23 protein-coding genes and 1 tRNA gene are annotated in these 25,357 nt (G+C 53.4%); 21 read left to right on the forward strand and 3 right to left on the reverse strand.

What is annotated here, in order from left to right:
* Positions 1-143 precede the first annotated feature (143 nt).
* From CXIVA_RS06920 to CXIVA_RS06940, 5 genes are all read left to right on the forward strand, one after another.
* On the forward strand, positions 144-1,118 hold the full coding sequence (locus tag CXIVA_RS06920) for a carbohydrate kinase (protein ID WP_013977291.1): 975 nt from the start codon (positions 144-146) through the stop codon (positions 1,116-1,118).
* Positions 1,119-1,202: 84 nt separating this feature from the next.
* Complete coding sequence (locus CXIVA_RS06925) at positions 1,203-1,427, forward strand: hypothetical protein (protein WP_013977292.1); 225 nt, start codon at positions 1,203-1,205, stop codon at positions 1,425-1,427.
* 206 nt (positions 1,428-1,633) lie between these two features.
* Positions 1,634-2,452 (forward strand): HAD-IIA family hydrolase, encoded by an 819-nt coding sequence (locus CXIVA_RS06930; RefSeq protein ID WP_013977293.1) that lies wholly within the window; start codon positions 1,634-1,636, stop codon positions 2,450-2,452.
* Positions 2,453-2,575: 123 nt separating this feature from the next.
* The gene (locus CXIVA_RS06935) at positions 2,576-3,214 is read left to right on the forward strand and encodes a class I SAM-dependent methyltransferase (protein ID WP_013977294.1); all 639 of its coding nucleotides are present in this window, start codon (positions 2,576-2,578) and stop codon (positions 3,212-3,214) included.
* Entirely contained in the window at positions 3,201-3,902 is a 702-nt protein-coding gene (locus CXIVA_RS06940; protein WP_013977295.1) for a class I SAM-dependent methyltransferase, read from the forward strand. Before CXIVA_RS06935 ends, CXIVA_RS06940 begins: the two co-directional genes overlap by 14 nt.
* Before the next feature lie 183 nt (positions 3,903-4,085).
* On the opposite strand, the gene CXIVA_RS06950 is transcribed toward CXIVA_RS06940, so the two are convergent.
* Positions 4,086-4,165 (reverse strand) — tRNA-Leu (locus tag CXIVA_RS06950).
* 190 nt (positions 4,166-4,355) lie between these two features.
* Here CXIVA_RS06950 and CXIVA_RS06955 point away from each other — a divergent pair.
* Positions 4,356-5,192 (forward strand): hypothetical protein, encoded by an 837-nt coding sequence (locus CXIVA_RS06955; protein WP_013977296.1) that lies wholly within the window; start codon positions 4,356-4,358, stop codon positions 5,190-5,192.
* Between the two features lie 115 nt (positions 5,193-5,307).
* Here the strand turns inward: CXIVA_RS06955 and CXIVA_RS06960 are convergent, their stop codons facing one another.
* A complete protein-coding gene (locus CXIVA_RS06960) occupies positions 5,308-6,726 on the reverse strand; it encodes a sodium-dependent transporter (protein WP_013977297.1) in 1,419 nt (472 codons plus the stop codon).
* Positions 6,727-6,838: 112 nt separating this feature from the next.
* Positions 6,839-7,219: a metal-dependent transcriptional regulator gene (locus CXIVA_RS06965; protein WP_013977298.1), complete on the reverse strand. Its 381-nt coding sequence runs from the start codon at positions 7,217-7,219 to the stop codon at positions 6,839-6,841.
* Positions 7,220-7,531: 312 nt separating this feature from the next.
* On the opposite strand from CXIVA_RS06965, the gene CXIVA_RS06970 reads away from it, so the two are divergent.
* The 15 genes from CXIVA_RS06970 (at position 7,532) to CXIVA_RS07040 (ending at position 25,348) form a co-directional block, all read left to right on the forward strand.
* A complete protein-coding gene (locus CXIVA_RS06970) occupies positions 7,532-8,206 on the forward strand; it encodes a hypothetical protein (protein ID WP_041727710.1) in 675 nt (224 codons plus the stop codon).
* A gap of 77 nt (positions 8,207-8,283) precedes the next feature.
* Positions 8,284-9,024 carry a DUF1653 domain-containing protein gene (locus tag CXIVA_RS06975; protein ID WP_013977301.1) on the forward strand — a complete coding sequence of 247 codons (741 nt, stop codon included), beginning with the start codon at positions 8,284-8,286 and terminating at the stop codon, positions 9,022-9,024.
* Between the two features lie 185 nt (positions 9,025-9,209).
* Complete coding sequence (tig, locus tag CXIVA_RS06980) at positions 9,210-10,550, forward strand: trigger factor (protein ID WP_013977302.1); 1,341 nt, start codon at positions 9,210-9,212, stop codon at positions 10,548-10,550.
* Between the two features lie 232 nt (positions 10,551-10,782).
* A complete protein-coding gene (gene clpP, locus CXIVA_RS06985) occupies positions 10,783-11,367 on the forward strand; it encodes an ATP-dependent Clp endopeptidase proteolytic subunit ClpP (RefSeq protein WP_013977303.1) in 585 nt (194 codons plus the stop codon).
* Positions 11,368-11,400: 33 nt separating this feature from the next.
* Positions 11,401-12,669: an ATP-dependent Clp protease ATP-binding subunit ClpX gene (clpX, locus tag CXIVA_RS06990; RefSeq protein ID WP_013977304.1), complete on the forward strand. Its 1,269-nt coding sequence runs from the start codon at positions 11,401-11,403 to the stop codon at positions 12,667-12,669.
* Between the two features lie 143 nt (positions 12,670-12,812).
* The gene (gene lon / locus CXIVA_RS06995; RefSeq protein WP_013977305.1) at positions 12,813-15,155 is read left to right on the forward strand and encodes an endopeptidase La; all 2,343 of its coding nucleotides are present in this window, start codon (positions 12,813-12,815) and stop codon (positions 15,153-15,155) included.
* A gap of 17 nt (positions 15,156-15,172) precedes the next feature.
* Positions 15,173-15,925 (forward strand): ribosome biogenesis GTP-binding protein YihA/YsxC, encoded by a 753-nt coding sequence (yihA, locus tag CXIVA_RS07000; protein WP_013977306.1) that lies wholly within the window; start codon positions 15,173-15,175, stop codon positions 15,923-15,925.
* The gene (locus CXIVA_RS07005; RefSeq protein ID WP_013977307.1) at positions 15,922-16,956 is read left to right on the forward strand and encodes a metal ABC transporter substrate-binding protein; all 1,035 of its coding nucleotides are present in this window, start codon (positions 15,922-15,924) and stop codon (positions 16,954-16,956) included. The genes yihA and CXIVA_RS07005 overlap by 4 nt, the downstream gene beginning before the upstream one ends.
* Complete coding sequence (locus CXIVA_RS07010; RefSeq protein ID WP_013977308.1) at positions 16,957-17,793, forward strand: metal ABC transporter ATP-binding protein; 837 nt, start codon at positions 16,957-16,959, stop codon at positions 17,791-17,793.
* Between the two features lies 1 nt (position 17,794).
* Positions 17,795-18,604, forward strand: coding sequence for a metal ABC transporter permease (locus CXIVA_RS07015; RefSeq protein ID WP_013977309.1), 810 nt, complete (start codon positions 17,795-17,797; stop codon positions 18,602-18,604).
* A gap of 115 nt (positions 18,605-18,719) precedes the next feature.
* A complete protein-coding gene (locus tag CXIVA_RS07020; protein WP_013977310.1) occupies positions 18,720-21,365 on the forward strand; it encodes a valine--tRNA ligase in 2,646 nt (881 codons plus the stop codon).
* 85 nt (positions 21,366-21,450) lie between these two features.
* Positions 21,451-22,806 carry a Mur ligase family protein gene (locus CXIVA_RS07025; protein WP_013977311.1) on the forward strand — a complete coding sequence of 452 codons (1,356 nt, stop codon included), beginning with the start codon at positions 21,451-21,453 and terminating at the stop codon, positions 22,804-22,806.
* Positions 22,799-22,945, forward strand: a complete 147-nt coding sequence (locus CXIVA_RS14185; protein ID WP_013977312.1) for a hypothetical protein — start codon at positions 22,799-22,801, stop codon at positions 22,943-22,945. The genes CXIVA_RS07025 and CXIVA_RS14185 overlap by 8 nt, the downstream gene beginning before the upstream one ends.
* A 22-nt stretch (positions 22,946-22,967) precedes the next feature.
* Positions 22,968-24,356, forward strand: coding sequence for a tetratricopeptide repeat protein (locus tag CXIVA_RS07035; RefSeq protein ID WP_013977313.1), 1,389 nt, complete (start codon positions 22,968-22,970; stop codon positions 24,354-24,356).
* Positions 24,357-24,391: 35 nt separating this feature from the next.
* Positions 24,392-25,348: an alpha-hydroxy acid oxidase gene (locus tag CXIVA_RS07040; protein WP_013977314.1), complete on the forward strand. Its 957-nt coding sequence runs from the start codon at positions 24,392-24,394 to the stop codon at positions 25,346-25,348.
* Positions 25,349-25,357: the final 9 nt, after the last annotated feature.

Consider the following 25,357-nt stretch of genomic DNA (forward strand, 5'->3'; position numbering starts at 1 on the left):
CTGGCTGATCAGGCAGAAGATCCCTGTCGACAGACCGGGCAAAATCAGATAAACTGACAGGAGAAGACAGGTACGGACGAAACCCGGGAAAGCGGAGAAAAGAGCCGAAAAAGAACCGGAGAACAGGAAAGGATGAAACAGATATGAAGCAGGGACTGGATGTTCTGGCAGTGGGAGAGCTGCTGATCGATTTTACGGAAGCGGGGAAAAGCGCGGAAGGAACGCGCCTGTTTGAACAGAACCCCGGCGGCGCGCCGGCCAATCTGCTGACGGCGGTGACCCATATGGGCCATTCTGCGGGGCTGATCGGAAAGATCGGCGCGGATATGCATGGAGATTTTTTAAAGGAAGTGCTGCAGCGGGAGAAAATTGTCACAGATTATCTGCGGCAGGATCCGGAGGTCTTTACGACCCTGGCGTTTGTGGCTTTGAATGAAGAGGGGGAACGGGAATTTTCCTTTGCCCGGAAGCCGGGGGCCGACACCTGTCTGCGGACAGAGGAGCTGCCTGCGGAAGCGCTGGCGGACTGCCGGATCTTTCACTTCGGTTCCCTGTCCCTGACGGATGAGCCTGCCCGGACAGCCACGGCAGAAGCCCTGCGCATGGCGAAGGAAGGAGGCGCCCTGATTTCCTTTGATCCCAATTACCGGGCTTCCCTGTGGCGCAGCCCACAGGAAGCTGCGGAGGCGATCCGCGCCAGAATTCCCCAGGCAGATCTGATGAAAGTGTCCGATGAGGAGAGCCTGCTGCTGACAGGGGCTTCTGATTATGAGACTGCGGCAAGGCAGATCCTGTCCATGGGGCCCCGGCTGGTTGCTGTCACACTGGGAGCCGGCGGCGCCCTTCTGGTGACCGGAGAGATCTGTCTGACGGTTCCCGGGTATCCGGCACAGGTCACCGATACCACCGGAGCGGGGGATTCGTTCTGGGGAGGATTTCTCAGCGCGTTCCTGGAAACGGGAAAGACCCTGCAGGAACTGAACCGGGAGGACTGCCGGACCTGTGTACAGACCGGAAACGCGGTGGCTTCCCTGTGTGTGCGGAAACGGGGAGGCATCCCGGCGATTCCGGACCGGGCAGAAGTGGAAAACCTGCTGAAACAGGAGACCGTGGAATAGAAAATTTAAGGAAAATTCTTTTGCCGAACCGGAAAAAGACGGTATAATTATAAGAAAAGACAAAAAGAATGGAGGGATGTACTTATGTGTAAGACAAAAAAAATAATCCTTGCGGCGGCAGCGGCATTTTTCTGCCTGGCCGGTGTGTGTGCCTATAGAAAATGGCGAATCAGCAAAGGGGAATACCGCAGTATTTTCAGCGAGCTTGCGGATGCGGCAGGACGCTACAGCCATCAGTCCAGACAGCCGTCCGGAAGCAGGCAGACAACGGAACCGCCGGAATTCTGCAGACATTACCGCAGAAGCTGACGGGATCCGACGCAGGCATGATCAGCTGCCGAACCGGGTATTTTACCGGAACTTTACATCAATCATACAGAACTGTGATGGAAACAGGAGGCAATTCCCGGTAGGATGACCCTGTCAGAAAGGTTTTTTTGACAGAGTTGGACAGCTGATCATGGATGCGGGAAATCCATGATGAAATAGGAAGATTTCAAACAGAAAGGAGATTAATGATCAATTTTAAAGAAAAAAAAGGATTTATCTGTGATATGGACGGCGTGATTTATCACGGCAACCGGATCCTGCCGGGAGCGGCAGAGTTTGTGCAGTGGCTCCAGAAAGAGAAGAAGGAGTACCTGTTCCTGACAAACAACAGCGGAAAGACACCGAAAGAACTGCGGCAGAAGCTGCAGCGCATGGGCATGGATGTAGAGGAAAAGCATTTTTACACCAGCGCGCTGGCCACAGCGGAATTTATCAAAGCGCAGTCACCGGGCTGCTCCGCCTATGTGATCGGAGAAGCAGGCCTCTTTAACGCGCTGTATGACGCGGGGATCACGATGAATGAAGTGGATCCGGAGTATGTGGTTGTCGGGGAAGGCAATACCTATTCCTTTGATACACTGACCAGGGCGGTAAACCTGGTGCGCAGAGGCGCAAAGCTGATCGGAGCCAATTCGGACGTATCCGGTCCCATTGAAGACGGGATCGCGCCGGCCTGCAGGGCGCTGGTGGCGCCGATTGAGATGGCTACCGGCAAAAAGGCATATTTCTGCGGAAAGCCAAATCCGCTGATGATGCGCACCGGACTCCGGCTTCTGAACTGCCATTCGGCGGAAGCAGTGATTATCGGGGATCGGATGGATACGGATATTGTGGCAGGGACGGAGAGCGGAATCGCCACCGTACTGGTGCTGACCGGAGTATCTACCCGGGATACGGTCAGAAAATACGCGTATCAGCCAACGGTCATTATGGATGGAATCGGCAGTCTGGTACAGACGGCGCAGCAGCAGTCCGTACAGCAGAACGCGAAAAAAAACAAATAACCCTATCCCGGCCCGGACACAGCAGCGAGTTGTTTTCTGTTCTTCCTGTAAGGAGGAGAAACAAATCGCTTTTTTTGTGTTATAATCCAGAATCATGGAAATACAACAGACGGAGGAAAAAATATGGCCATCAGAAAAAAGGACTGGGAACAGGCAAATCCGGGAAAACCGGCAGGAGAAAGCGGCAGAGCAATGGTGCGGCGGATGAATGATTCCCACAGACCGTTAAGAGACTGGGCATTTTCCTATGTGAACTGGATGCCCGGGATGCGGATCCTGGATGTGGGCTGCGGCGGCGGAGCAGCCATTGCGGATATGCTGCAGCTGTCCGAAGACAGCGTGATCGACGGCGTGGATTATTCCGCGGATTGTGTAGCCGCCACAAAGGAGACCAATGGAGCGCTGCTGGGCACCCGGGTGTTTGTGCAGGAAGGAAACGTGGGCAGCCTGCCTTATGAAGGGGAGCAGTTTGATCTGGTAACGGCTGTGGAAACCGTGTATTTCTGGCCGGATCTGCTGCAGGGACTGAAGGAGATCTTCCGGGTGCTTAAGACCGGGGGACACATTGCGATTTTATGCGAGGTGGACGGCCCGGAACGCATGGACTGGGAAAAAGTTAATTTTGAGATCAATGTGTATACACCAGTCGAACTGCGGAAGTATCTGCACCAGGCAGGATTTTCCCAGGTGGAATATCATGTGCTGGACAACGGATATACCATGCTGTACGGATGCAGACAGGACAGCCATGACGGAGAATAAATTAACGGAGCGGAACGGTCTGGAAACAGCGGCACAGAAGGCTGCGCGGCAGGCAGGCCTGGAGCTGAAGGAAGAAGGCGCCGGCCTGACCCTGTCCGGCGGCGGCCGGGAACTGCGGGCGGATTTTACCCGGCTGCTGCCGCGGATCCGTCCGGACAATCTGAACCGGGAATTCCTGGTACGGGCGGCCCGGCTGAAATCCGCCGGCGACCTGCCCCTGGCAGTGGACGCGACGGCAGGTCTGGGAGAAGACGCTTTTTTACTGGCGGCTGCCGGCTTTCGGGTGCGTCTCTATGAATACGATCCGGTAATCGCCGCTTTGCTGGAAGACGGACTGCGCCGGGCTGCGGAAGTGCCGGAGCTGCAGCAGATCGTCGCCCGTATGGAACTGATCGCGGGGGACAGCGTCGCCGCGCTGTATCATCTGCCGGAGCGTCCGGATGTGGTGCTGCTGGATCCGATGTTTCCGGCCAGGAAGAAGAGCGCCCTGGTAAAAAAGAAGTTTCAGCTGCTGCAGAAGCTGGAGCTTCCCTGCGCGGATGAGAAGGAATTGCTGGAAGCGGCCATCGCCGCCGGACCGAAGAAAATTGTGATCAAACGGCCGCTGAAGGGGCCGGTACTGGCGGGAAAAACACCCAGCTATTCCCTGCGGGGAAAAGCGATTCGCTATGACTGCCTGGTACTGTGACGGTCAGAAGCTGTCGGAAGAAGCTTTCGTTTGCCGCCCTGGCTGAACTGTGCAGATGACAGTCAGATGCTCCCGGAAGAAGCTTTCGTTTGCCGCCCTGGCTGAACTGTGCAGATGACTGCGGATGCTTCCGAAAAACCGCGGAAAACAGCAAGTGCCCCGGAAGCATCCGGGGCACAGAAATGCGGATAACAGGACTTGAACCTGCACGGTCTCCCACCAGAACCTAAATCTGGCGCGTCTGCCAATTCCGCCATATCCGCAAGTGTGGAAATTCTATCATACAATAGTTGAACTGTCAATTTCCTGTAAATTCTATACGGATTTCGTAATAAAAACTTTAGGAATGCGCAATTGCAATCTGGAGACGCAGGCATATAATAGAGTAAGATGTTCTGTTGCGGAAATCTTTCCGCAGTGAATGAGGAACAGCAGAAAGGAGGCCATTCATCCATGAACGGCAAAACATTAATGAAAAAATCCACAGCAATCGCCCTGAGCGCTGTTATGGCAGCCTCTGTCGGAGCACCGGCTATGGCGGCAGGAGCGAAAAAGGCGGCTCCGAAGACCGTGAACAAATACGTCTTCAGTAAGATCGCCATTGCCTCCCAGGAGGATCCGGAAGTCATCGATCTTTCCTATAATTCCAACGGAATGATTCAGCGGGAACTGAGCAATTACAATGCTTCCAACAAAACATACGGAGAAAAAGTGCTGTACGGATACAACACCCTGGGACTCCGGACAAAGAAACACTATGACTCCGACAAGAAGTTAAGTTCCAAAGATACCTATCAGTATCTGTCCGCCGGCCAGGTGAAAAGCATGATCACCTTTGACGCGAATGGAAAGTATCAGTACAAATCCAGCTACACTTACAACAAAAAGAAACAGATCGCCAAAGAAGTATATGTCCGTTATGCCAGCAAAGGGATTCCGCGGGCAGAGTGGACCTATAAATACGGTTATAACAGAAAAGGTCTTCTGACGACAAGCAAGACGTATGTCAACGGAAAAGTCAGCGAAACGACCAAATATACATATGACAGCAGAAATCATTACAAAACGGTAACAACATACAACGCAAAAGGAAAAGTTACCAGAAAAGCCGTATACAGCCATACCTACAGCAAAGACGGCTATATCAAAAAAACAGCGGTAAAGATTACGAACGGAAGCTATGTCACCGGCGTGAAGTTCAAATATTACTATAAGAAGATCAAAATCGCCAAAAGCAATAAGAAAGCAGTCAGCGCACAGCAGAGAAATTATTTAAGCGCGATCCTGTAAGGACTGCGTGCAACAGTCAGCAGAGAAACCGAAAAAAGTCCCCGGGATACGGGACGGAACAAAAGTTCCGGAACGTATCCCGGGGACTTTGATTTTCCCGGCAGAGCAGGGCCGGTCAGTGCATAAACAGATTCAGGAAACCGGTGGACTGCAGGAACAGGACAAACATCATCACCGGCATAATAAAGCGGATCATGATGTTGTAAAGCTGTTTTCTGCGGAATCGGTCGCCGGTCAGTTCCATTTCATCCGCAATCCATTTCGGCTTGAGGATCCAGCCGATCAGCAGGCAGGAAAGGAAGGAAATAATGGGCATCATCACACTGTTGCTGATATAGTCCATCAGATCCAGCAGCTGTCCCACGGATCCGTTGGGAAGCGGCAGTTCAAAGTACAGTACATTGTAGCCCATGCAGATCAGGATGGTGGCGGCCGCGTAGATAAAGGTGCAGATGATCGTCAGTTTCTTGCGGCTCATATGGAAGATTTCCATACAGTTGGCCACGATGGTTTCCAGCACGGATACACAGGAGGTCAGCGCGGCGAAGGCCACCATGATAAAGAAGACGACGCCGATCCAGCGGCCGGCAGGCCCCATGGCATCGAAGACCTTCGGCAGGGAAATAAAGATCAGGCCCGGGCCCTGGACCATGCCGTCAGCGCCGGAGAACACAAAGACAGCCGGAATGATCATCATACCTGCAAGAAGGGCAACCACCGTGTCGAATATTTCGATCTGGGCGATGGAACGGTTTAAGTTCACGTCTTTTTTGACATAGGAACCATAGGTGATCATGATGCCCATGGATACACTTAAGGAAAAGAACAGCTGGCTCATGGCATCCAGCAGTACCTGCAGGAGGCGTTTCGGCGTCAGACCGGTCAGATCCGGCTTCAGATACACCGCGAGTCCGTCAAGGCCGGTACGGAAATTGCCGGCGGCATCGGTGTGATGCAGGGTCAGCGAATAGATGGAGATCACGATGATCATAACCAGCAGGATCGGCATAACGATTTTGGAGACCTGTTCGATTCCCTTTTCCACGCCGCGGTAGACGATGGCGGATGTAATTACTAAGAAAATAAGGGAGTAGACGATGGGCGCATAGGGCGCGGTAATAAAACCGGTAAAGTATCCGTCCTGAGCCGCTGAATGCTGGGCGCCCTGTCCGAAGGCCACCAGATAGCGGGTGATCCATCCGCCGATGATGGAGTAGTAAGTCATAATCAGGACAGGTACAAAGAAAGTGAAAATACCGAGGAATCCCCAGCGTCTGCGCATCGTGGCGTAGGCCCGGATGGAGCTTTGCTGGGTTTTGCGTCCGATGGCAATATCAGTGGTCAGCAGTGTGAATCCGAAGGTAACCACCAGAATCAGATAGATGATAATAAAGAGTCCGCCTCCGTTTTTGGCGGCCAGGTAGGGGAAACGCCAGATATTCCCGACGCCTACCGCGCTGCCGGCGGCAGCCATGACGAATCCCAGCTGTCCGCTGAATCCGCTTTTTTCTTTTCCATTTGCTTTTTTTCCCATATGCTTCTCCCTCTTAAGCGATGAAATGATAAAAATGTGATCCGCACCACGCCCTGTCCGGCTGAATCGGACAGAAAAACACCGCTGCCGGAACAGCGGTGCAGGTGTTTGCTCATTTGCTGGCTTTTGCGACAAATTTGGTGATCGCGTCAAAGCTCTCTTTGCTGATGTAATGCTCCAGCCGGCAGGCATCATCCGTGGCAATGGTTTCGTCAACACCCAGGCTGATCAGCCAGTTGCTGAAAAATGTATGGCGTTCGTAGATCGTTTCGGCAATCTCGCGGCCGGATTCGGTTAATGTGATGAATCCGGCATCACTCATAGTGATGTGATGATTGTTGCGCAGGTTCTTCATTGCTACGCTGACGCTGGGCTTGGAATAATGAAGATAATTTGCGATATCGATGGAACGTACCACCGGGAGCCGCTGACTCAGTACCAGAATTGCTTCCAGGTAATTCTCGGCGGACTCATGTGAACTGTTGGCAGCCATGGAGCTCTCCTCCTTATTGTATAGCAGGAAAAGAATCATCCTGCGGCATTCTGTGATACACAGACAGGCGCTGTGCAAGTTTTGCAACTGTGCAAGTTATGTATAAGATACCATGCAGACAGCAGAATTGCAAGAAGGGGCGCAAGGAACTTTCCCGGGGAATGGAATTGACTTTTTCTGCAGGTTTCGGCAAAATGGGGAAAAAGAATCTGCAGCCGGAAACCGGTTTGTGCTATGATAAGCAGAGAGAAAGAAAAGAGACCGCGCGGCCCGGAAAGGATTCCGTGAGGGGAAGCAGAAGGAGAGGTGCCTATGCCTGGAGCAATTTTGATATTTATAATCGTTGTACTGTGGGGAATCAGCAGCTATCTCAAAAACAGCCGCTCGGGCAGCCAGCAGCCGAAGCAGCCGTCGGGCAGCGGAAAGAAAAAGGAGCCGATTCCTCCTAAGGCATCCGGCACTGCGTCGGGGACTTCGGGCAGCGCGATTCTGGAACGCGCAAGGAAGAATACCCGGGATGTCCACCTGTCCCATCAGAATACAGGCGGGAAAAGAAAGGGATCGGGACGCGGAACCCTGACCGCCGGCGGGACGGGCGGAACCGGATCAGGAAGAAGAGAATCTGCCGGGAAAAGCACAGGAAATGGCAGCAGATCCATGTCTGACCGGACAGAATTCGGACACGGGCCCCTGACGGAAGCGGCAGACGGAGCCTCTGCCCTGTCTTCCCCGGAGCAGCGGGAAAACAGGCTCCGGGAAGAACTGTACCGGGAGCGGACAGATGCTAACAGCAGAAACGGGCAGAATCCGATCATGGAGGCGGCCAGGGAGAATTCCCTGGAGACCCGGCTGGACAATCTGGAGGACGCGAAGCAGGATCTGATGAAGGAAGTGGAACGGCTGATGATCCTGGGACCGGATACCACATTGGAATTTGCCCGGGATTTTACAGCGGAAGGCATTGAATTGATGCACCGTCTGTATTAGAATAGCAAAATCAGAAAAATTATAATGGATACAGCGGCGGGATGCGTACCGCCGCTTTTTTGACAGGAGGGATGGATATGCCGCAGGGAAATCCGCAGCCGGGAGAGTTGTATCTCCATTTTAAAAACAGAAAGTATCAGGTGCTGGCAGTGGCCCGCCATTCGGAAACCGGTGAAAAACTGGTGATCTATCAGGCACTGTACGGAACCTACCGTGTCTACGCAAGACCGTATGACATGTTTGTCAGTGAAGTGGATCACAGCAAGTATCCGCAGGTGGAGCAGGTGTACAGATTTCAGTATCTGACAGAGGAAGATCTGGAAGCAGAGAATCCGGTGGGAAAGGAAGCGGCGGCAGCGGAAGTGTCCGGAACGGCGGGTGCCGGGGAAGCTCCGCAGGCATCGGCCGGGACGGAGGCCTGGAACAAAGCGGTGACAGGCGGAAGCTGCCGGTCAGAGGTCCCGCAGGCGGGCGCCGGGGTTCCGGGGCAGGAGCCGGACCGGGATTCCGGCAGCGCTGTGACAGAGGAAGCAGAAGATCCCGGGGATGATGCGCAGACAGAACCGGATACGGGGGACAATACGCAGGAGGAAGCGGCCGACCCGTGGCTCATCCGTTTTATGGATGCGGAAAATATGGAAGAAAAGATGCAGGTGTTTTCCGAAATGCGCCCGCATATCACGGACAGGCTCATCGATGAGATCGCCATGGTATCGGATCTGTCCATACCGGAAGGGGAACTCTATGAACGCTACCGCCAGCTGAAAGAATGTCTGGATATGCGCATGCGTTTTGAAGGAAGCAGAATCCGCGGATAAAAACCGGCGGGAATTATCTTGCAATTCGGGATATGGTGTGTTATAATTCCTCAATGACTGCAAACGGCACAAGTACGCCCATTTCCTGCCCGCAGGGGTATCCCGGTGATGGACATTTACTTTCGAATATGGCGGAACAAGTGACCGTAATAGTACATAGATCTTGAAGGAGGATATTTTACAGAATGAGCGTACAGGTTGAGAAACTGGAAAACAGCACCGTTAAACTGACAATTGAAGTTCCGGCAGAGCAGTTTGATGCAGCGATGCAGGATGTATATAACAGACAGAAGAAGAATATCAGTATTCCGGGATTCCGTAAAGGCAAGGTACCGAGACAGATGGTAGAGAGAATGTACGGACCGGAAGTATTCTATGATGACGCGGCAAACCAGATCATGCCCCAGGCATACAGCGATGCTGCCAAAGAGAGCGGAGAGGACATCATGTCCCGTCCGACCGTGGATATTGTACAGATTGAAAAAGGCAAACCTTTTATTTTCACTGCGGAAGTTGCCGTACGTCCGGATGTGAAGCTGGGTGAATACAAAGGTGTGGAAGTGACTAAGATCGACACCGAAGTATCCGACGAAGAAGTGGAGACCGAGCTGAACAACGAAAGAGAACGCAACGCCAGAACCATTACCGTGGAAGACCGCGCGATTCAGTCCGGAGATACCGCAGTCATTGATTTCGAAGGATTTGCAGACGGCAAGGCATTCGAAGGCGGCAAAGGCGAGAACCACAACCTGGAGATCGGTTCCGGCAGCTTTATTCCGGGATTTGAAGATCAGCTGATCGGCAAGAACTCCGGAGATGAAGTGGAAGTCAATGTGACTTTCCCGGAAGATTATCACGCAGAGGATCTGAAGGGCAAGGATGCGGTATTCAAAGTAAAAATCCACGAAGTAAAAGCGAAGGAACTGCCGGAGGCAGATGATGAATTCGCCCAGGATGTATCCGAGTTCGACACAATTGCAGAGTACAGAGACAGCATCCGCAAGAAGCTGGAAGACCGCAAAGCGGATATGGCAAAGAACGAGCAGAAGCAGGAAGCCATCGACAAGATCGTGGAAGCGTCTGAAATGGAACTGCCGGACGCAATCGTTCTGACCCGTGCGGATGAGATCATCAACCAGTTCGCACAGCAGCTGGCTCAGCAGGGACTGTCCATGGATCAGTACATGCAGTATGCAGGCACAGATATTGACCAGCTGCGTGACAGCGTCAGACCGGAAGCTGTTACACGGATCAAGAATCAGCTGGTGATCGACGCCATCGCCAAAGCAGAAAACATCGAGATCACCGATGCGGAAGTAGAAGAAGAGCTCAAGAAGATGGCTGAGATGTACAATATGGAATTAGACAAGCTGAAGGGCTACATGACTGAGGAAGAGACAGAGAACATGAAACTGGATCTTGCAAGCCAGAAAGCACTCGACCTTGTATATGACAACGCAGTATTTGTAGATGCTCCGGAAGAGGAGAAGACAGAGGAAGCTGAGGCAGAGGCTGCCGAAGAGTAATCTGATCCGACAGACGGATGGTTATCAGATACACAGAACTCAGGCTGACCGATGAAGGTCGGCCTGAGTTTGTCTATAAAGAGAAAAATTCCGCACAGCCGGTCTTTTTATGAGATCTTTTATGAGATCTTTATGGAAAATTTATAGTAAGTTATGTTAAACTACTGGCGTAATGCAGGCGTTTACCATATAATGTGTATTATATTTCGAATAGAACAAGGAGGACATTGATATGCCATTAGTACCTTATGTCATTGAGCAGACAAGCAGAGGCGAGCGCAGTTACGACATCTACTCCCGCCTTTTAAAAGATAGAATCATTTTCCTGGGGGAAGAGGTTACCGACGCTTCCGCCAGCATTATTGTATCCCAGCTGCTGTTTCTGGAATCCGAGGATCCGGGAAAGGATATCAGCCTTTACATCAATTCTCCCGGCGGCAGTGTGACCGCAGGCATGGCGATCTATGACACCATGCAGTATATCAAGTGCGACGTATCCACCATCTGCATGGGTATGGCTGCCAGCATGGGCGCGTTCCTTCTGGCCGGCGGCGCCAAAGGCAAGCGCTTCGCCCTGCCCAACGCGGAGATTATGATTCACCAGCCTTCCGGCGGAGCCCGCGGGCAGGCCACCGAGATTCAGATCGTGGCGGAGAACATTCTGAAAATCAAGAAAAAACTCAACACCATACTTTCAGAAAATACAGGCCAGTCCTATGAGACCATCGCGGCAGATACCGAGCGGGACAACTATATGTCCGCGGAGGAAGCCCAGGCATACGGACTGATTGATGCGGTGATTAAGAACCGCGCCTGACAGATAAAGAGATCTTAGAGATCAGGAGGATATATGGCAGGAAGAAATAACAACGACGACGATATTCGCTGCTCCTTCTGCGGCAAGTCCCAGAACCAGGTCCGCAAGCTGATTGCAGGCCCGAACGGAGCCTATATCTGCGATGAGTGCATCGATATCTGCAATGAGATCATTGATGAGGAATTCGCGAATTACGGCACAGGAGAAGATACGGAATTTGATGTAAATCTTCTCAAACCGGAGGAACTGAAGGCATTTCTGGATGATTATGTCATCGGACAGGATGAAGCCAAGAAAGTACTCTCCGTAGCCGTGTACAATCATTACAAACGAATCAAAGCCGGCCGGGATTCCGATGTGGAACTGCAGAAAAGCAATATTCTGATGCTCGGCCCCACCGGCAGCGGCAAGACGCTGCTGGCCCAGACCCTGGCCAGGGTGCTGAATGTGCCGTTCGCGATCGCGGACGCCACCACCCTTACCGAGGCGGGGTATGTCGGCGAGGATGTGGAGAATATTCTCTTAAAGATCATCCAGGCGGCAGATTATGACATCGAGAAAGCTCAGTACGGCATTATTTATATTGATGAAATCGACAAAATCACACGAAAATCCGAAAACGCCTCCATTACCAGAGACGTATCCGGAGAGGGCGTGCAGCAGGCGCTGCTGAAAATTCTGGAAGGCACCATTGCATCCGTGCCTCCCCAGGGCGGACGCAAGCATCCGCAGCAGGAACTGATCCAGATCGATACCACCAATATTCTGTTTATCTGCGGCGGGGCATTTGAAGGAATCGACAAGATCATCGAGGCCCGCATGGACAAGAGTTCCATCGGATTCAACGCAGAGGTATATGACCGGAACGATGTAAATATCAGCGATGTGCTGGCACAGGCGCTGCCCCAGGATTTTGTCAAATTCGGCATGATTCCGGAGTTTGTCGGCCGTGTCCCGGTGACAGTATCTCTGGACGCGCTGGATCAGGAAGCCCTGGTCCGCATCCTGAAAGAGCCGAAGAACTCCCTGATCCGCCAGTACCAGAAGCTGTTTGAACTGGACGGCGTGGAACTGACCTTTGATGACGGAGCAGTGGAAGCCATTGCAGAGAAGACCCTGGCGCGCAAGACAGGAGCCCGGGGACTGCGGGCGATCATGGAAAGCGTCATGATGGATCTGATGTTCCGGATCCCTTCCGATGACAGCATCACCGCATGCCGGATTACCAGGGAATGCATCGACGGAACAGGAGACGCTGTGCTGTCCTTCCGTGATGACCGGCAGCTTGATTCAGCAGTATAATTACTTACATCTGTAAGTTCAGGAAAGCTGCCGTTGCGCAATTGAACGCTGCACGGCGGCTTTCTGTGCGATTTGGCTGTTTGCGGGTGTGCGCATCTGCAGGAAAACAGGATCTTTTTTCTGTGAATCAATGAGGAGGTTGTATGAACGAGACAATCGTGACACTGCCATTTGTTGTAGTGCGGGATGTGGCGATCCTGCCGGATACGGTGGCGCAGTTTGATCTGGGCAGGGACAAATCCGTCAAAGCCGTGGAAAAGGCGCTGCTTTCAGACAGCAGGATCTTTCTGGCAGCGCAGAAGGACGGCAGCCGGGAGGAGATTCCGACGGACCCGGAGGAAATCTGCCGGACCGGCACGGTCGTAACCGTCAGCCAGATCCTGAAATTACAGAACCATGCGCTCCGCGTGCTGGTGCATGCGGAGTCCCGGGGACGTCTGGTGCATATTTTTGAAGGGGAAGAGTATCTGCGGGCCGAGGTGGAACTCCTGCCGGAACTGTCGGAACTGTCCGCGGACAGTCAGACCGAGGAAGCCATGATCCGCAGTATTCTGGAAAGCATGATGGATTACTGTACGGTGAACCAGTCGGCGGGAAAGGAGCTGCTTGGCAAGATCGACGGACTGACAGGCATTGTCAGCCTGGTGCGGGTGGCAGGCAGCGCCCTCCCCATGGATTTTGAGCGAAAACAGCGGATGCTGGAAGCCGACAGCATTCAGGAACAGTATGAGATCCTCCTGGAATTCCTCATGCGCGAGACAAATGTGATCCGGATCAAAAATGAGCTGAAAGAGAAGGTTCAGCAGCGCATGGACCAGAACCAGAAGGAATACATCCTGCGGGAGCAGATGAAGGCGATCCGTGAGGAACTGGGTGAAAACGAAGAGTCGGAAGCGGACAAATACGAAGAACAGCTAAAAAAACTCAGCGCCCCGAAAGAGATCAAAGAACAGATCGAAAAAGAAATCAGCCGGTTTCGCAGCAGTTCCGGATTTAACGCGGAGAGCACGATACAGCGCACCTATATCGAGACCCTGCTGTCCCTGCCCTGGAACAAGACCTCCAGAGACCGGAAAGATCTGAAGGCCGCCCGGCAGATCCTGGACGAGGATCACTACGGACTGGAAGAAGTGAAAAAACGGATCCTGGAATTCCTGGCAGTCCGCAATATGACGAAAAAGGGCAGCAGTCCGATTATCTGCCTGGTGGGACCGCCCGGCACCGGCAAAACAAGCATTGCCCGTTCCATCGCCAGAGCGTTAGGCAAAAAATACGTGCGCATCGGTCTGGGCGGCGTCCGGGACGAAGCGGAAATCCGGGGACACCGGAGGACTTACGTAGGCGCAATTCCGGGGCGGATCATCGCGGCGATTCGGTACGCCGGCGTCAGCAATCCGCTGATCCTGCTGGATGAGATCGACAAAACCGGCAGCGATTACCGGGGAGACGTGGCGTCCGCGCTGCTGGAACTGCTGGATTCAGAGCAGAATTCCCGTTTCGTGGACCATTATGTGGAACTTCCGGTAGATATGTCGGAGGTACTGTTCCTGACAACGGCCAATGACCGAAGCGCGATTCCCCGTCCGCTGCTGGACCGGATGGAGATCATCGAAGTATCCAGCTATACCGCCAATGAAAAGATGCATATCGCGAAAGAGCATCTGATCGCGAAGCAGCGGGAGGCCAACGGACTGAAAGAAGACCAGCTGAGCATTTCAGACGCGGCCCTTAGCCATATCATCGAAGGATATACCCGGGAGGCCGGCGTCCGCGGGCTGGAACGAAAGATCGGTCAGATCTGCCGGAAAGCAGCCGGCGAGATCTTTGAAAAGAAAAAAACAAAGGTCCACATTACCGAGTCCAATCTGGAAAAATATCTGGGACACGAACGTTTCCAGAAAGAGAAAATCAGCGGAGAAGATGATATCGGCGTTGTGTGCGGCCTGGCCTGGACCAGCGTAGGCGGCACAACCCTGCGCATTGAGACCAATGTCATGCCGGGAAAGGGCAACATCCGTCTGACCGGGCAGCTGGGCGATGTCATGAAAGAGTCCGCCCAGGCGGGGATCAGCTATATCCGCTCGATCAAGGGAAGCCATGCCATCGCGGCAGATTATTTTGCCAGCCACGACATCCATATCCATATTCCGGAAGGCGCGGTACCGAAGGACGGCCCCTCCGCGGGCATTACCATGGCCACCGCGATTTATTCCGCGGTAACGGAGATCCCGGTAAAAGGCGACGTAGCCATGACCGGGGAGATTACGCTGCGGGGCAAAGTACTGCCCATCGGCGGCCTGAAGGAAAAGCTCCTGGCGGCCGGCATGGCGGGAATCCATACGGTATGTGTGCCGGAGAAAAACCGGCCGGATGTGGAGGAACTTTCCTCCGAAATCACCAAAGGACTGGATATCACCTATGTCAGCAATATGGATGAAGTACTGTCCGCGGCACTGGCGGAGCCGGCCCCGGAACCGGCGCAGTAACAGGGAAGGAGATAGATATGATTATCAGAAAAGCAGAACTGGAGACCGTCTGCGGGTACACCAGCAGGATTCCGGATCATGACAGGCCGGAAATCGCCTTTGCGGGCAAGTCCAACGTAGGTAAGTCGTCTCTGATCAACTGCCTTCTGGAACGCAAATCCCTGGCCAGGACCTCTTCCAGTCCGGGCAAGACCCAGACCATCAATTTTTATAATGTGAACGATCAGATGTATCTTACCGATCTGCCGGGGTACGGCTACGCGAAGATCACCCTGGCAGAAAAAGAAAAATGGGGAGAAATGATTGAACATTATCTCCATACGTCACAGCAGCTGTGCGCTGTGTTTCTGCTGCTGGACATCCGGCATGCGCCCCAGGAGAATGACGTCCGCATGTATGAATGGATGGAGTATCAGGGCTACGCGCCGATTATCATTGCCACCAAAAAGGACAAAATCAAAAAAACCGAGGTAGACCGTCAGCTGAATCTGATCAGGGAAACCCTGCATATGCCGGAAGACGCGGCAGTCATCCCGTTTTCCGCGGAAACCCGCGAAGGCAGGGAAGAAATCTGGGCTCTGATGGAACAGCTGACCGGCTGTGAGAAAGAGCCGGAAAAAGCAGGACCGGTAAAAACAAGGGATCCGGAGAAAAAGCCCCGCTGGAAGGAGACCGGAAGGACTTCCGCAAAGAAAACCATAAAGCAGCGCAGAAAGAAACAGGAAAAAACAGCTTCCCGCAAAAAGGGAAAACCCGGAAAACGCAAATGAAAAACAAGTATTTATTCGTAAGTATCCTGCTGGCGGTGATACTGGCAGCAGGACTGATAATCGCATATTTCTGCGGTGCCGGAACAGTCAGAAAAACACAGAAAGACAGGACCCTGAAGGTAGTGACTTCCTTTTACCCCATCTATATCGCGGCGGAAAATGTCATCGGCGATACAGAAGGGGTGACTCTGACGAATCTGACGGGAGAACAGACCGGCTGCCTGCATGATTACCAGCTGACCACAGAAGACATGAAGCATCTTTCCAAGGCAGATGTGTTCCTGATCAATGGCGGAGGCATGGAGTCCTTCCTTTCATCCGTCGCGAAGCAGTATCAGGATCTGGAGCTGGTAGACACCAGCGCTTCCTTTGCCAAAGAGGCGGCTGACCGGCTGGAGGAAGAAGAAAAAAAGACTGCCGATGCGCAGAACGGGGAAGAGGAAAAGGCTTCCGATGCGCAGAACGGGCATGGGGCAGAGAGAGACGGGTCCGAACCGGAAGAATCCGGGGAAGAGGAAGAGAGCAACGCCCATTACTGGATGAATATGGCGGATTATCAGAAACAGGTCCAGGCCATCGCGGAGGGACTCTCCAAAGCGGATCCGGACCACGCGGAGGCTTATGCGGCCAATGCCCGGGCGTATCAGGCCAAAATCCAGAAACTGATCGATGCATCTGCCGACCTGAAAAAGAAACTGTCCGGCCGCCGGATTATCGTATTTCATGAAGCCCTGGAGTTTTTCGCGGAAAATTTCGACATGAAAACCGTGGCGGACCTGGATCTGGATGAAGAACGGCAGGTCAGCGCCAATGAGGTTTCCGGAATCCTGGGGGCGATCCGCAATGACGGCGTCCGCCTGGTACTGGCGGAACGTCTCTACGGCGAAAGCATGGGAAATACCGTTCAGTCCGAGACCGACGCGGAGGTGCTGTACATGAACACGCTGGTTCGCGGAAAGTATTCCAAAGATGCCTATTTAACGGGCATGCAGTCCAATATTGATAAATTACGCAAATGGAGCGGACAGTAAATGCATAAATTAATCGAACCCTGCGGTCTGCACTGCATAAAAATCAATCAGATCGGCGTCACCATCGGGGAGCAGACGATTCTGTCCGATGTGAGCATGCATATTCACTGCGGACAGCTGGCGGCGGTCATCGGCCGTAACGGCGCCGGTAAATCGACCCTGATCAAGGCGATTCTGGGGGCAGTGCCCCATACCGGCACAATTGAATTTAAAGACCGGGAAGACGGACACATCCAGCACATGCGGATCGGATATGTGCCCCAGTCGCTGAATGTGGAAAAAAAGACCCCCTTAAGCGTCTATGATATGTTTGTCTGCTATCAGTCCCGGTTTCCGGCCTTCCTGGCCAGAAACAAAAAACTGTACCGCAGAATCCGGGAAACGCTGGCCGTGTTTCACGCGGAGGACCTGATCGACAAACAGGTCTGCAATCTTTCCGGCGGAGAGCTGCAGCGGGTGATGCTTTCCATGGCAGTGATGGACGAACCCAACCTGCTCCTGCTGGACGAGCCGGTGTCCGGCATTGACCAGAACGGCATGGACCTGTTTTTCCGCACCATTGAGGATCTGAAGACCCATTACGACCTGGCGGTGATCCTGATTTCCCATGACCTGGATTATGTGGCGGCCTACGCGGATCAGGTGATTCTCCTGGAACACCGGGTGCTGGCCCAGGGATCGGTGCGTCAGGTATACGGAAGTGAAGCGTTTCACCGGGTATTCGGCGCTTATGACCTGGACCGGATCCCCCGGGAGCGTCTCCGGGAGGAAGCGCGGACCTCCGCCATCGGAAACCGGAAGCACACAACCATGGGAATCTGGAAGGAGGGGGAATAGCATGGCAGTCTTTCAGACCTTGTTTACCTATGACTTTATGCGTCTGGCTTTTCTGGCGATTCTGATCATCACTCCCCTGTTTGGCATCCTGGGCACCATGGTGGTCAGCGACAAGATGGCCTATTTCTCAGATGCGCTGGGCCATTCCGCCCTGTGCGGCATGGCGGTGGGCGTACTCTTTGGCGTCGCCAACACCACCGTGTCCCTGATGATCTTCGGCGTCCTGTTTGCGCTGCTTCTGAATCTGATCCGGAGCAAAAGTCCGGCCTCCACGGACACCATCATTTCGGTGCTGTCTTCCAGCTGCATAGCCGTGGGCCTGATTATTCTGTCCCGCAACGGCAATTTCAGCAAATATTCCAGTCTGCTGATCGGCGATGTCTTAAGCATTACCAGGGGCGAGGTGATCGGACTGTTTCTGATCTTTCTGGCCACGCTGGTGTTCTGGATCCTGTGTTTTAACCAGCTGCAGGCAGTGAGCCTTCATCCGGTGCTGGCAAAAAGCAGAGGCTTTCGCGTGGCAGTGATTGAAAATCTGTTTACGGCGGTGATCGCGCTGGTGGTAATGCTTTCCATCAAATGGATCGGTATCCTGATCATTAACGCGCTGCTGATTCTGCCGCCGGCGGCTTCCCGCAACATTTCCGAAAATGTCAGGGAATACCATCTGTTTGCGGTGATTTTTTCCGTGTTCAGCGGTCTGCTGGGACTGGTGATTTCCTATTTCGCGAATGTGGCTACCGGCCCCACGATTATTGTGATTGCGGCAGTGATTTTTTTCGCCACATATATTTTCGGCCGCAATCGCTAAACGGTAGGCAGGATATGGAATTTGTGTTAAAATATGGAATTGGTTTCCTGGGGAAACCGCTGAAGATATGAGCAGAAATCTGCAGAATACAGCAGCAGAAAGGGATCATGAATCTATGAAAGAATTAGCAAAGACCTACGATCCGAAAGGACTGGAGGACAGACTGTATAAAAAATGGGAAGATCACCATTATTTTCACGCAAAGGTGGATCCGGAGAAGAAGCCCTTCACGATTGTGATGCCGCCGCCAAATATTACCGGTCAGCTGCACATGGGACACGCGCTGGACAATACCATGCAGGACATCCTGATCCGGTATAAGCGGATGCAGGGCTACTCGGCCCTCTGGCAGCCGGGAACCGATCACGCCGCCATCGCCACGGAAGTGAAAGTCCTGGCCGCCTTAAAGGAAAAAGGCATCGAAAAGAAGGACCTGACCCGGGAAGAATTCCTGAAATATGCCTGGGAATGGAAGGAAGAATACGGCGGACGGATTGTCCGGCAGTTAAAGAAGCTGGGATCTTCCGCGGACTGGGAGCGGGAACGCTTTACCATGGACGAGGGCTGCTCCGAGGCAGTGCGGGAAGTATTTATCCGTCTCTACGAAAAAGGCTATATTTACAAAGGATCCCGGATCATCAACTGGTGCCCGAAATGCCAGACCTCCATCTCGGATGCCGAGGTAGAGCATGAAGAGCAGAAAGGCCATTTCTGGCATATCCGCTATCCCATTGCCGGCGAAGAAGGCAGATATGTGGAGATCGCCACCACCAGACCGGAGACGATGCTGGGAGATACCGCGGTAGCTGTCAACCCGGAGGATGCCCGCTATCAGGACCTTATCGGCAAGACCCTGATCCTCCCGATCGTTAACAAAGAGATCCCGGTGATCGCGGATTCCTATGTGGACAAAGAGTTCGGCACCGGCTGTGTGAAGATTACACCGGCCCACGATCCCAACGACTTTGAGGTGGGCAGACGCCACGGCCTGGAAGAGATTAATATCCTGAACGATGACGGCACCATCAATGCCAACGGCGGAAAATACGAAGGCATGGACCGTTATGAAGCCCGGGAAGCCATTGTAAAAGAACTGGACGCACAGGGACTTCTGGTAAAAGTGCGGGAACACGTGCACAACGTGGGCACCCATGACCGGTGCCATACCACGGTGGAACCGATGATCAAGCCCCAGTGGTTTGTGGCCATGGAAGAAATGGCGAAACCTGCCATCGAGGCCTTAAAGAGCGGCAAGCTGAAATTCGTGCCGGAGAACTACGGCAAAACCTATATGCACTGGCTGGAGGGAATCCGCGACTGGTGCATCTCCAGACAGCTGTGGTGGGGCCATCGGATACCGGCGTATTACTGCAAAGACTGCGGAGAGATGACCGTGGCCAAGGAAGCGCCCGCAGTCTGCCCGAAGTGCGGAAGCACCCATCTTTATCAGGACGAGGATACGCTGGATACCTGGTTCTCTTCCGCCCTGTGGCCCTTTTCTACCCTGGGCTGGCCGGAGCAGACCCCGGAACTGAAGTATTTCTATCCGACGGATGTGCTGGTCACCGGATATGACATTATTTTCTTCTGGGTGATCCGAATGGTATTTTCCGGACTGGAGCAGACCGGGGAGGTACCGTTCCACACGGTTCTGATCCATGGACTGGTGCGGGATTCCCAGGGACGCAAGATGAGCAAATCCCTGGGCAACGGCATCGATCCGCTGGAAGTAATCGACAAATACGGCGCGGACGCCCTGCGTCTGACACTGATTACCGGCAATGCGCCGGGCAACGACATGCGTTTTTACTGGGAGCGCGTGGAGGCCAGCCGCAATTTTGCCAACAAGGTGTGGAACGCTTCCCGTTTCATCATGATGAATCTGGGAGATACCCAGCCGGCGGAGCCGGCAGCCGCGGACCTGCAGCCCGTGGACCGCTGGATTCTGTCCCGTGTCAATACCCTGGCCCGGGAAATGACGGAAAATATGGACAAATATGAGCTGGGCATTGCCGTCCAGAAAGTATATGACTTTATCTGGGAGGAATTCTGCGACTGGTACATTGAGATCGCCAAAGTGCGCCTGTATCAGAAGGAGAAAGACCCGGCAGCCGCCGACACGGCGCTCTGGGTATTGAAGACCGTGCTGACCAATGCCTTAAAGATGCTGCATCCCTTTCTTCCGTTCATCACGGAGGAGATTTACTGCACGCTTAATCCGGAGGAAGAGACCATTATGCTGGCAGCCTGGCCGGAATTCCGTCAGGACTGGGAGTATCCGCAGGAAGAGCAGTCCATGGACGCGGTGATGACGCTGGTAAAGGCAGTCCGGAACATGCGGTCGGAGATGAATGTGCCGCCATCCAGAAAGGCAGGCTATTTCATCGTGACGGAAGATCAGGACCTGGCAGACTGCTATACCGCGCTGCGGCAGGATTACAGCAATCTCATCAGCGCTACCGATGTGCTGGTACAGAAGGATAAGGCCGGAATACCGGACGACGCGGTGTCTGTAGTGATCCCGAAGGCAGTGGTGTATGTGCCGCTGGAAGAGCTGGTGGATTTGGACAAAGAGCGGGAACGGCTGCGCAAGGAGCAGACCAGACTGGAAAAAGAGCTGAAACGTTCCAAAGGAATGCTGTCCAATGAAAAATTCCTGAGCAAGGCGCCTCGCGAAAAAGTAGAGGAAGAAAAGGCAAAACAGGAAAAATACCTGCAGATGATGGAAGACGTAACCAGACGTCTGGAACAGTTAAAATAAACCGAATCTCCAAGGGGTGCCGCGAAACGGATGGAAAGCGGCATCCCTTCTTGTACAATAAAGCGGAAGAACAGGAGACATACCGATGACAGTAGAGGAAGCGGAAGCATATCTGAATGATCTGCCCCATTTCACAAAAAAGAACCCCATGACCCATACGGTAAAATTCATGGAAGCCCTGGGAAATCCCCAGGAGCAGTTCCGGGTGATTCATGTGGCGGGCAGCAATGGAAAAGGAAGCACCTGCAGTTTTCTGTATTCCATTCTGACAGCAGCAGGCTGCCGGGCGGCCCTGTTTACCTCTCCCCACCTGGTGGATATCCGGGAGCGGTTCCGCCTGCCGGAGGGCATGTGCAGCCGCAGGGATTTTCTGGAAGCCTATCAGCTGGTCCGGGATACGGCGGATCTGATGCACCGGCAGGGAGAGGATTATCCCACCTATTTTGAGTTCATATTCGCCATCGGCATGCTGATTTTCCAAAAGCACCGGATTCCCTATGTGGTCATGGAGACCGGGCTGGGCGGACGGCTGGATACCACAAATGTGGTCAGACATCCGGAACTGTGTATCCTGACTTCCATCAGTCTGGAGCATACGGAGTATCTGGGCAGCACCATTGCCCGGATTGCGGAGGAAAAGGCCGGCATCATCAAGCCCGGCGTGCCGGTGATCTTTGACGGCAGCAATCCGGAGGCTGCCCGGGTGATCCGGGAGACAGCGGCTGCCCGGGGATCGGCATTTTACGAAATTCTTAAAAATATGTGTAGAATTCGTGAAAGCAGAGGGGGCAGTATTGATTTTTCCCTGTCCACTGCGTATGATAAGGAAACAGTGTGGCAGATTCCCTTCGCGGCCACTTATCAGGTGGTGAACGCGGCGCTGGCCATTACCGGCTTCCGCGTACTGACGGAAACCGACGAATTTCTCCGGAATCTGACCACAGAGGAGCAGGAGGCAGCCATTGCCCGCGGGCTGGCGGATACCGTATGGCCGGGACGGATGCAGGAGATTCTGCCGGGGGTGATCTTTGACGGCGCCCATAACGCGGACGGCATCCGGGAATTTACAGACAATGCGGCACGGATCTGCAGAGAAGACCCTTACCCGCCGCTGCTGCTGTATTCCATGGTACGGGAAAAAGACTATCACCGCTGCGCGCAGATCCTGTCAGGGATGCGCTGGGACAGAATTGTGATCAGCCGGATTCCCTCGGAGCGGGGGCTGGACTGCATATGTTTGAAGGAAGCCTTTCCGGAGTATCTGCAGCCGCAGATTTTCACGGAAGAATCATATCAGGAAGCATTTCACCGGCTTCTGACAGAGCGGAAGCCGGGACAGAGAATATTCTGCACCGGTTCTCTGTATTTTATCGGTGCATTGCTGGAGACTGTCCGCAGACCGGACAGCGGACCGGCAGCGACAGGAGAAAGCAATGTTTGACTTTGAAGAAGAATTAAAAAAATTTGAACCCAGTCCGGAACTGGATGACGCGGAAGACGCAATTTATACCCATGATCTGCGGGATGTAATGGATATTGTGCAGGAACTGCTGAACAGAGGCAGCGAGCAGGAACAGTAGCGTTCTGCAGGAGGGAAAATTCATGAAATGCTGTTATTGCGGGGCAGAGCTGGATACCAGCAATTTCTGCCCGAGATGCGGCAACGATGTCCGCATCTGGAAAAAAACCCAGTTTATATCAAATTATCTGTACAATCAGGGCCTGGAAAAAGCAAAAAAACGGGAACTGTCCTATGCGGCGCAGGCGCTGACACTGAGCCTTCAGTACAATAAGCGCAATACAGACGCCCGCAATCTGCTGGGCGTCGTATATATGGAAATGGGCGAGCTGTATCTGGCCTTCAGTGAATGGTGCATCAGTTTGAACTTTCAGTCCCAGGAGAACGATGCCCGGTATTTTCTGGCTTCCTGCCAGCAGACAGGCAGTCAGATTGACCGGATGAACCTGACGATACACAAATACAACCAGTGCCTGCAGTACTGCCATCAGCAGACCTATGACCTGGCAGTGATCCAGCTGAGAAAAGTGCTGGAGCAGAGCCCCCATCTGGTGAAAGGCCATCTTCTGATGGCGCTGCTGCAGATGCGGGAAGGAAAGTATGACCAGGCGATGGAATCCTTAAAACGGGTGGAAGCCATCGACCGGAGCAATCCGACGGCCAGGGCATATCGGGAAGAGTGCAGCAGATATCTCGGCCGTGACGGCAAAGTACTGCGGCCAAAGGAAAAAAAGCAGCGCAGATCCTTAAAGGACTGGTATCGTGACCTGCAGGAAAACAGTTCCATGGCTTCGGTGGTGAATCTGATCATCGGCGCTGTTGCGGGAGCCGCAGTGGTGGGGTTTCTTGTGGTGCCCGCGATTCGTCACAGCCAGAACGCGGCACAGAGCAACGGGCTGGTGGAGGCTAATGCGACGATTTCCTCCAAAGCCCGGGAGATCAGCGCGCTGAACGAAAAAATCGACGAGCAGAAGCAGGCGGTAAAAGACGCCAAACAGGAAGCAGCGGACGCGCAGGATACCATCACTTCCTATCAGAACCTGATGAAGGCGTATGATCTGTACCGAAGCAAAAGCTATACTTCTGCCGGGAAATATATGGAAAAAGTCCAGCGCAAACTGCTGGATTCCGACAACAAAAAGATCTACGATGAAATCATGGCAGTAGTCAAGACGACACTGCTGAAGCAGGAGTACAACGAGGGCATGACGGCCTACTGGCAGAATGATTACAAAGCGGCCTCCAAGTCTCTGAAAAAAGTCGTGGACGAAGAGGAAGGCTATGACCGTTACAAGGCAGCCTACTATCTGGGGGACTGCTATGTGCAGCTGAAAGATACGAAACAGGCGAAGAAATATCTGCAGCTCTGCAGCGAAAAGAGCGGATCCTTTATCTACCGGAACCGGGCATCCAAAGCGCTGAAATCACTGGAGTCTTCTGATAAGAAGTCATCGGATACGGAAGAAAACTGAGATACAGAAAAATCAGAATCTGAGGGGGAACAGGCATGATTGGAGAATATGTGGAAGAGGGGCGGCAGCGGCTGCTGGCCCGGGGGATTCAAAAAGTCAGAGGCACGGAAAGCGGGACTTCCGTGCGTGCCAACCGGGCATATATTGACAGCATCCAGCTGGAAACCCGTATGCTGGATGCCGTGGAGCATCCGGATACGGCCATCACTTTTCTCGGCCGGAGATTTGACACGCCGGTGATGTCTGCGGCATTGTCCGGTCTGAACAATATCTGTCCCCATGGCATGGCGGAAACTGCCCGCGGCATTGCCGCGGCTGGAGCCTGTATGTGGGCCGGTATCGGGCAGCAGAAGGAACTGCATGAAATCTGTCAGGCAGGGGCGCCGACAGTCAAAATTATCAAACCCTATAAAGACACGGATCTGATCCTGGAGAAGCTCCGGCAGGCGGAGGAGGAAGGCTGTTTCGCCACCGGCATGGACATCTCTTTCTTCTATGGCGCGCAGATCGGAGACAGAATGGTAGCGGATCAGATCGTTGCGCCAAAGTCCTCTGAGGAGATGAAGCGCATCATGGACGCCACACGGCTCCCGTTTATTTTTAAAGGAGTATTATCTCTCCAGGATGCGAAAAAAGCGCTGGATCTGGGGGCAGCGGCAATTGTAGTTTCAAGCCACAGCGGTTCTGTGATGGATTACTCCGTTCCGCCGCTGCGGATTCTTCCGGCGATTGCCAAATTGGTCCGAGGCAGGATTCCCATACTGGCAGACGGCGATATCCGCCGGGGCAGTGATGTCTATAAGGCACTGGCACTGGGCGCGGACGGTGTTCTGGTGGGCAGGGCGCTGATGGCAGGACTGGAAATGGACGGCGCAGAGGGGGTGACCAAAGTGGTTCGGGGAATCACCGAGGAAATGCGGCGGATCATGGGACAGACCGGGTGTTCCCGGATTGCGGATATAGATCCGTCGGTGCTCTGGATGCCTGAATAATTGGCGCGT

The sequence above is a fragment of the Clostridium sp. SY8519 genome, from assembly GCF_000270305.1.
Lineage (GTDB): Bacteria > Bacillota > Clostridia > Lachnospirales > Lachnospiraceae > SY8519.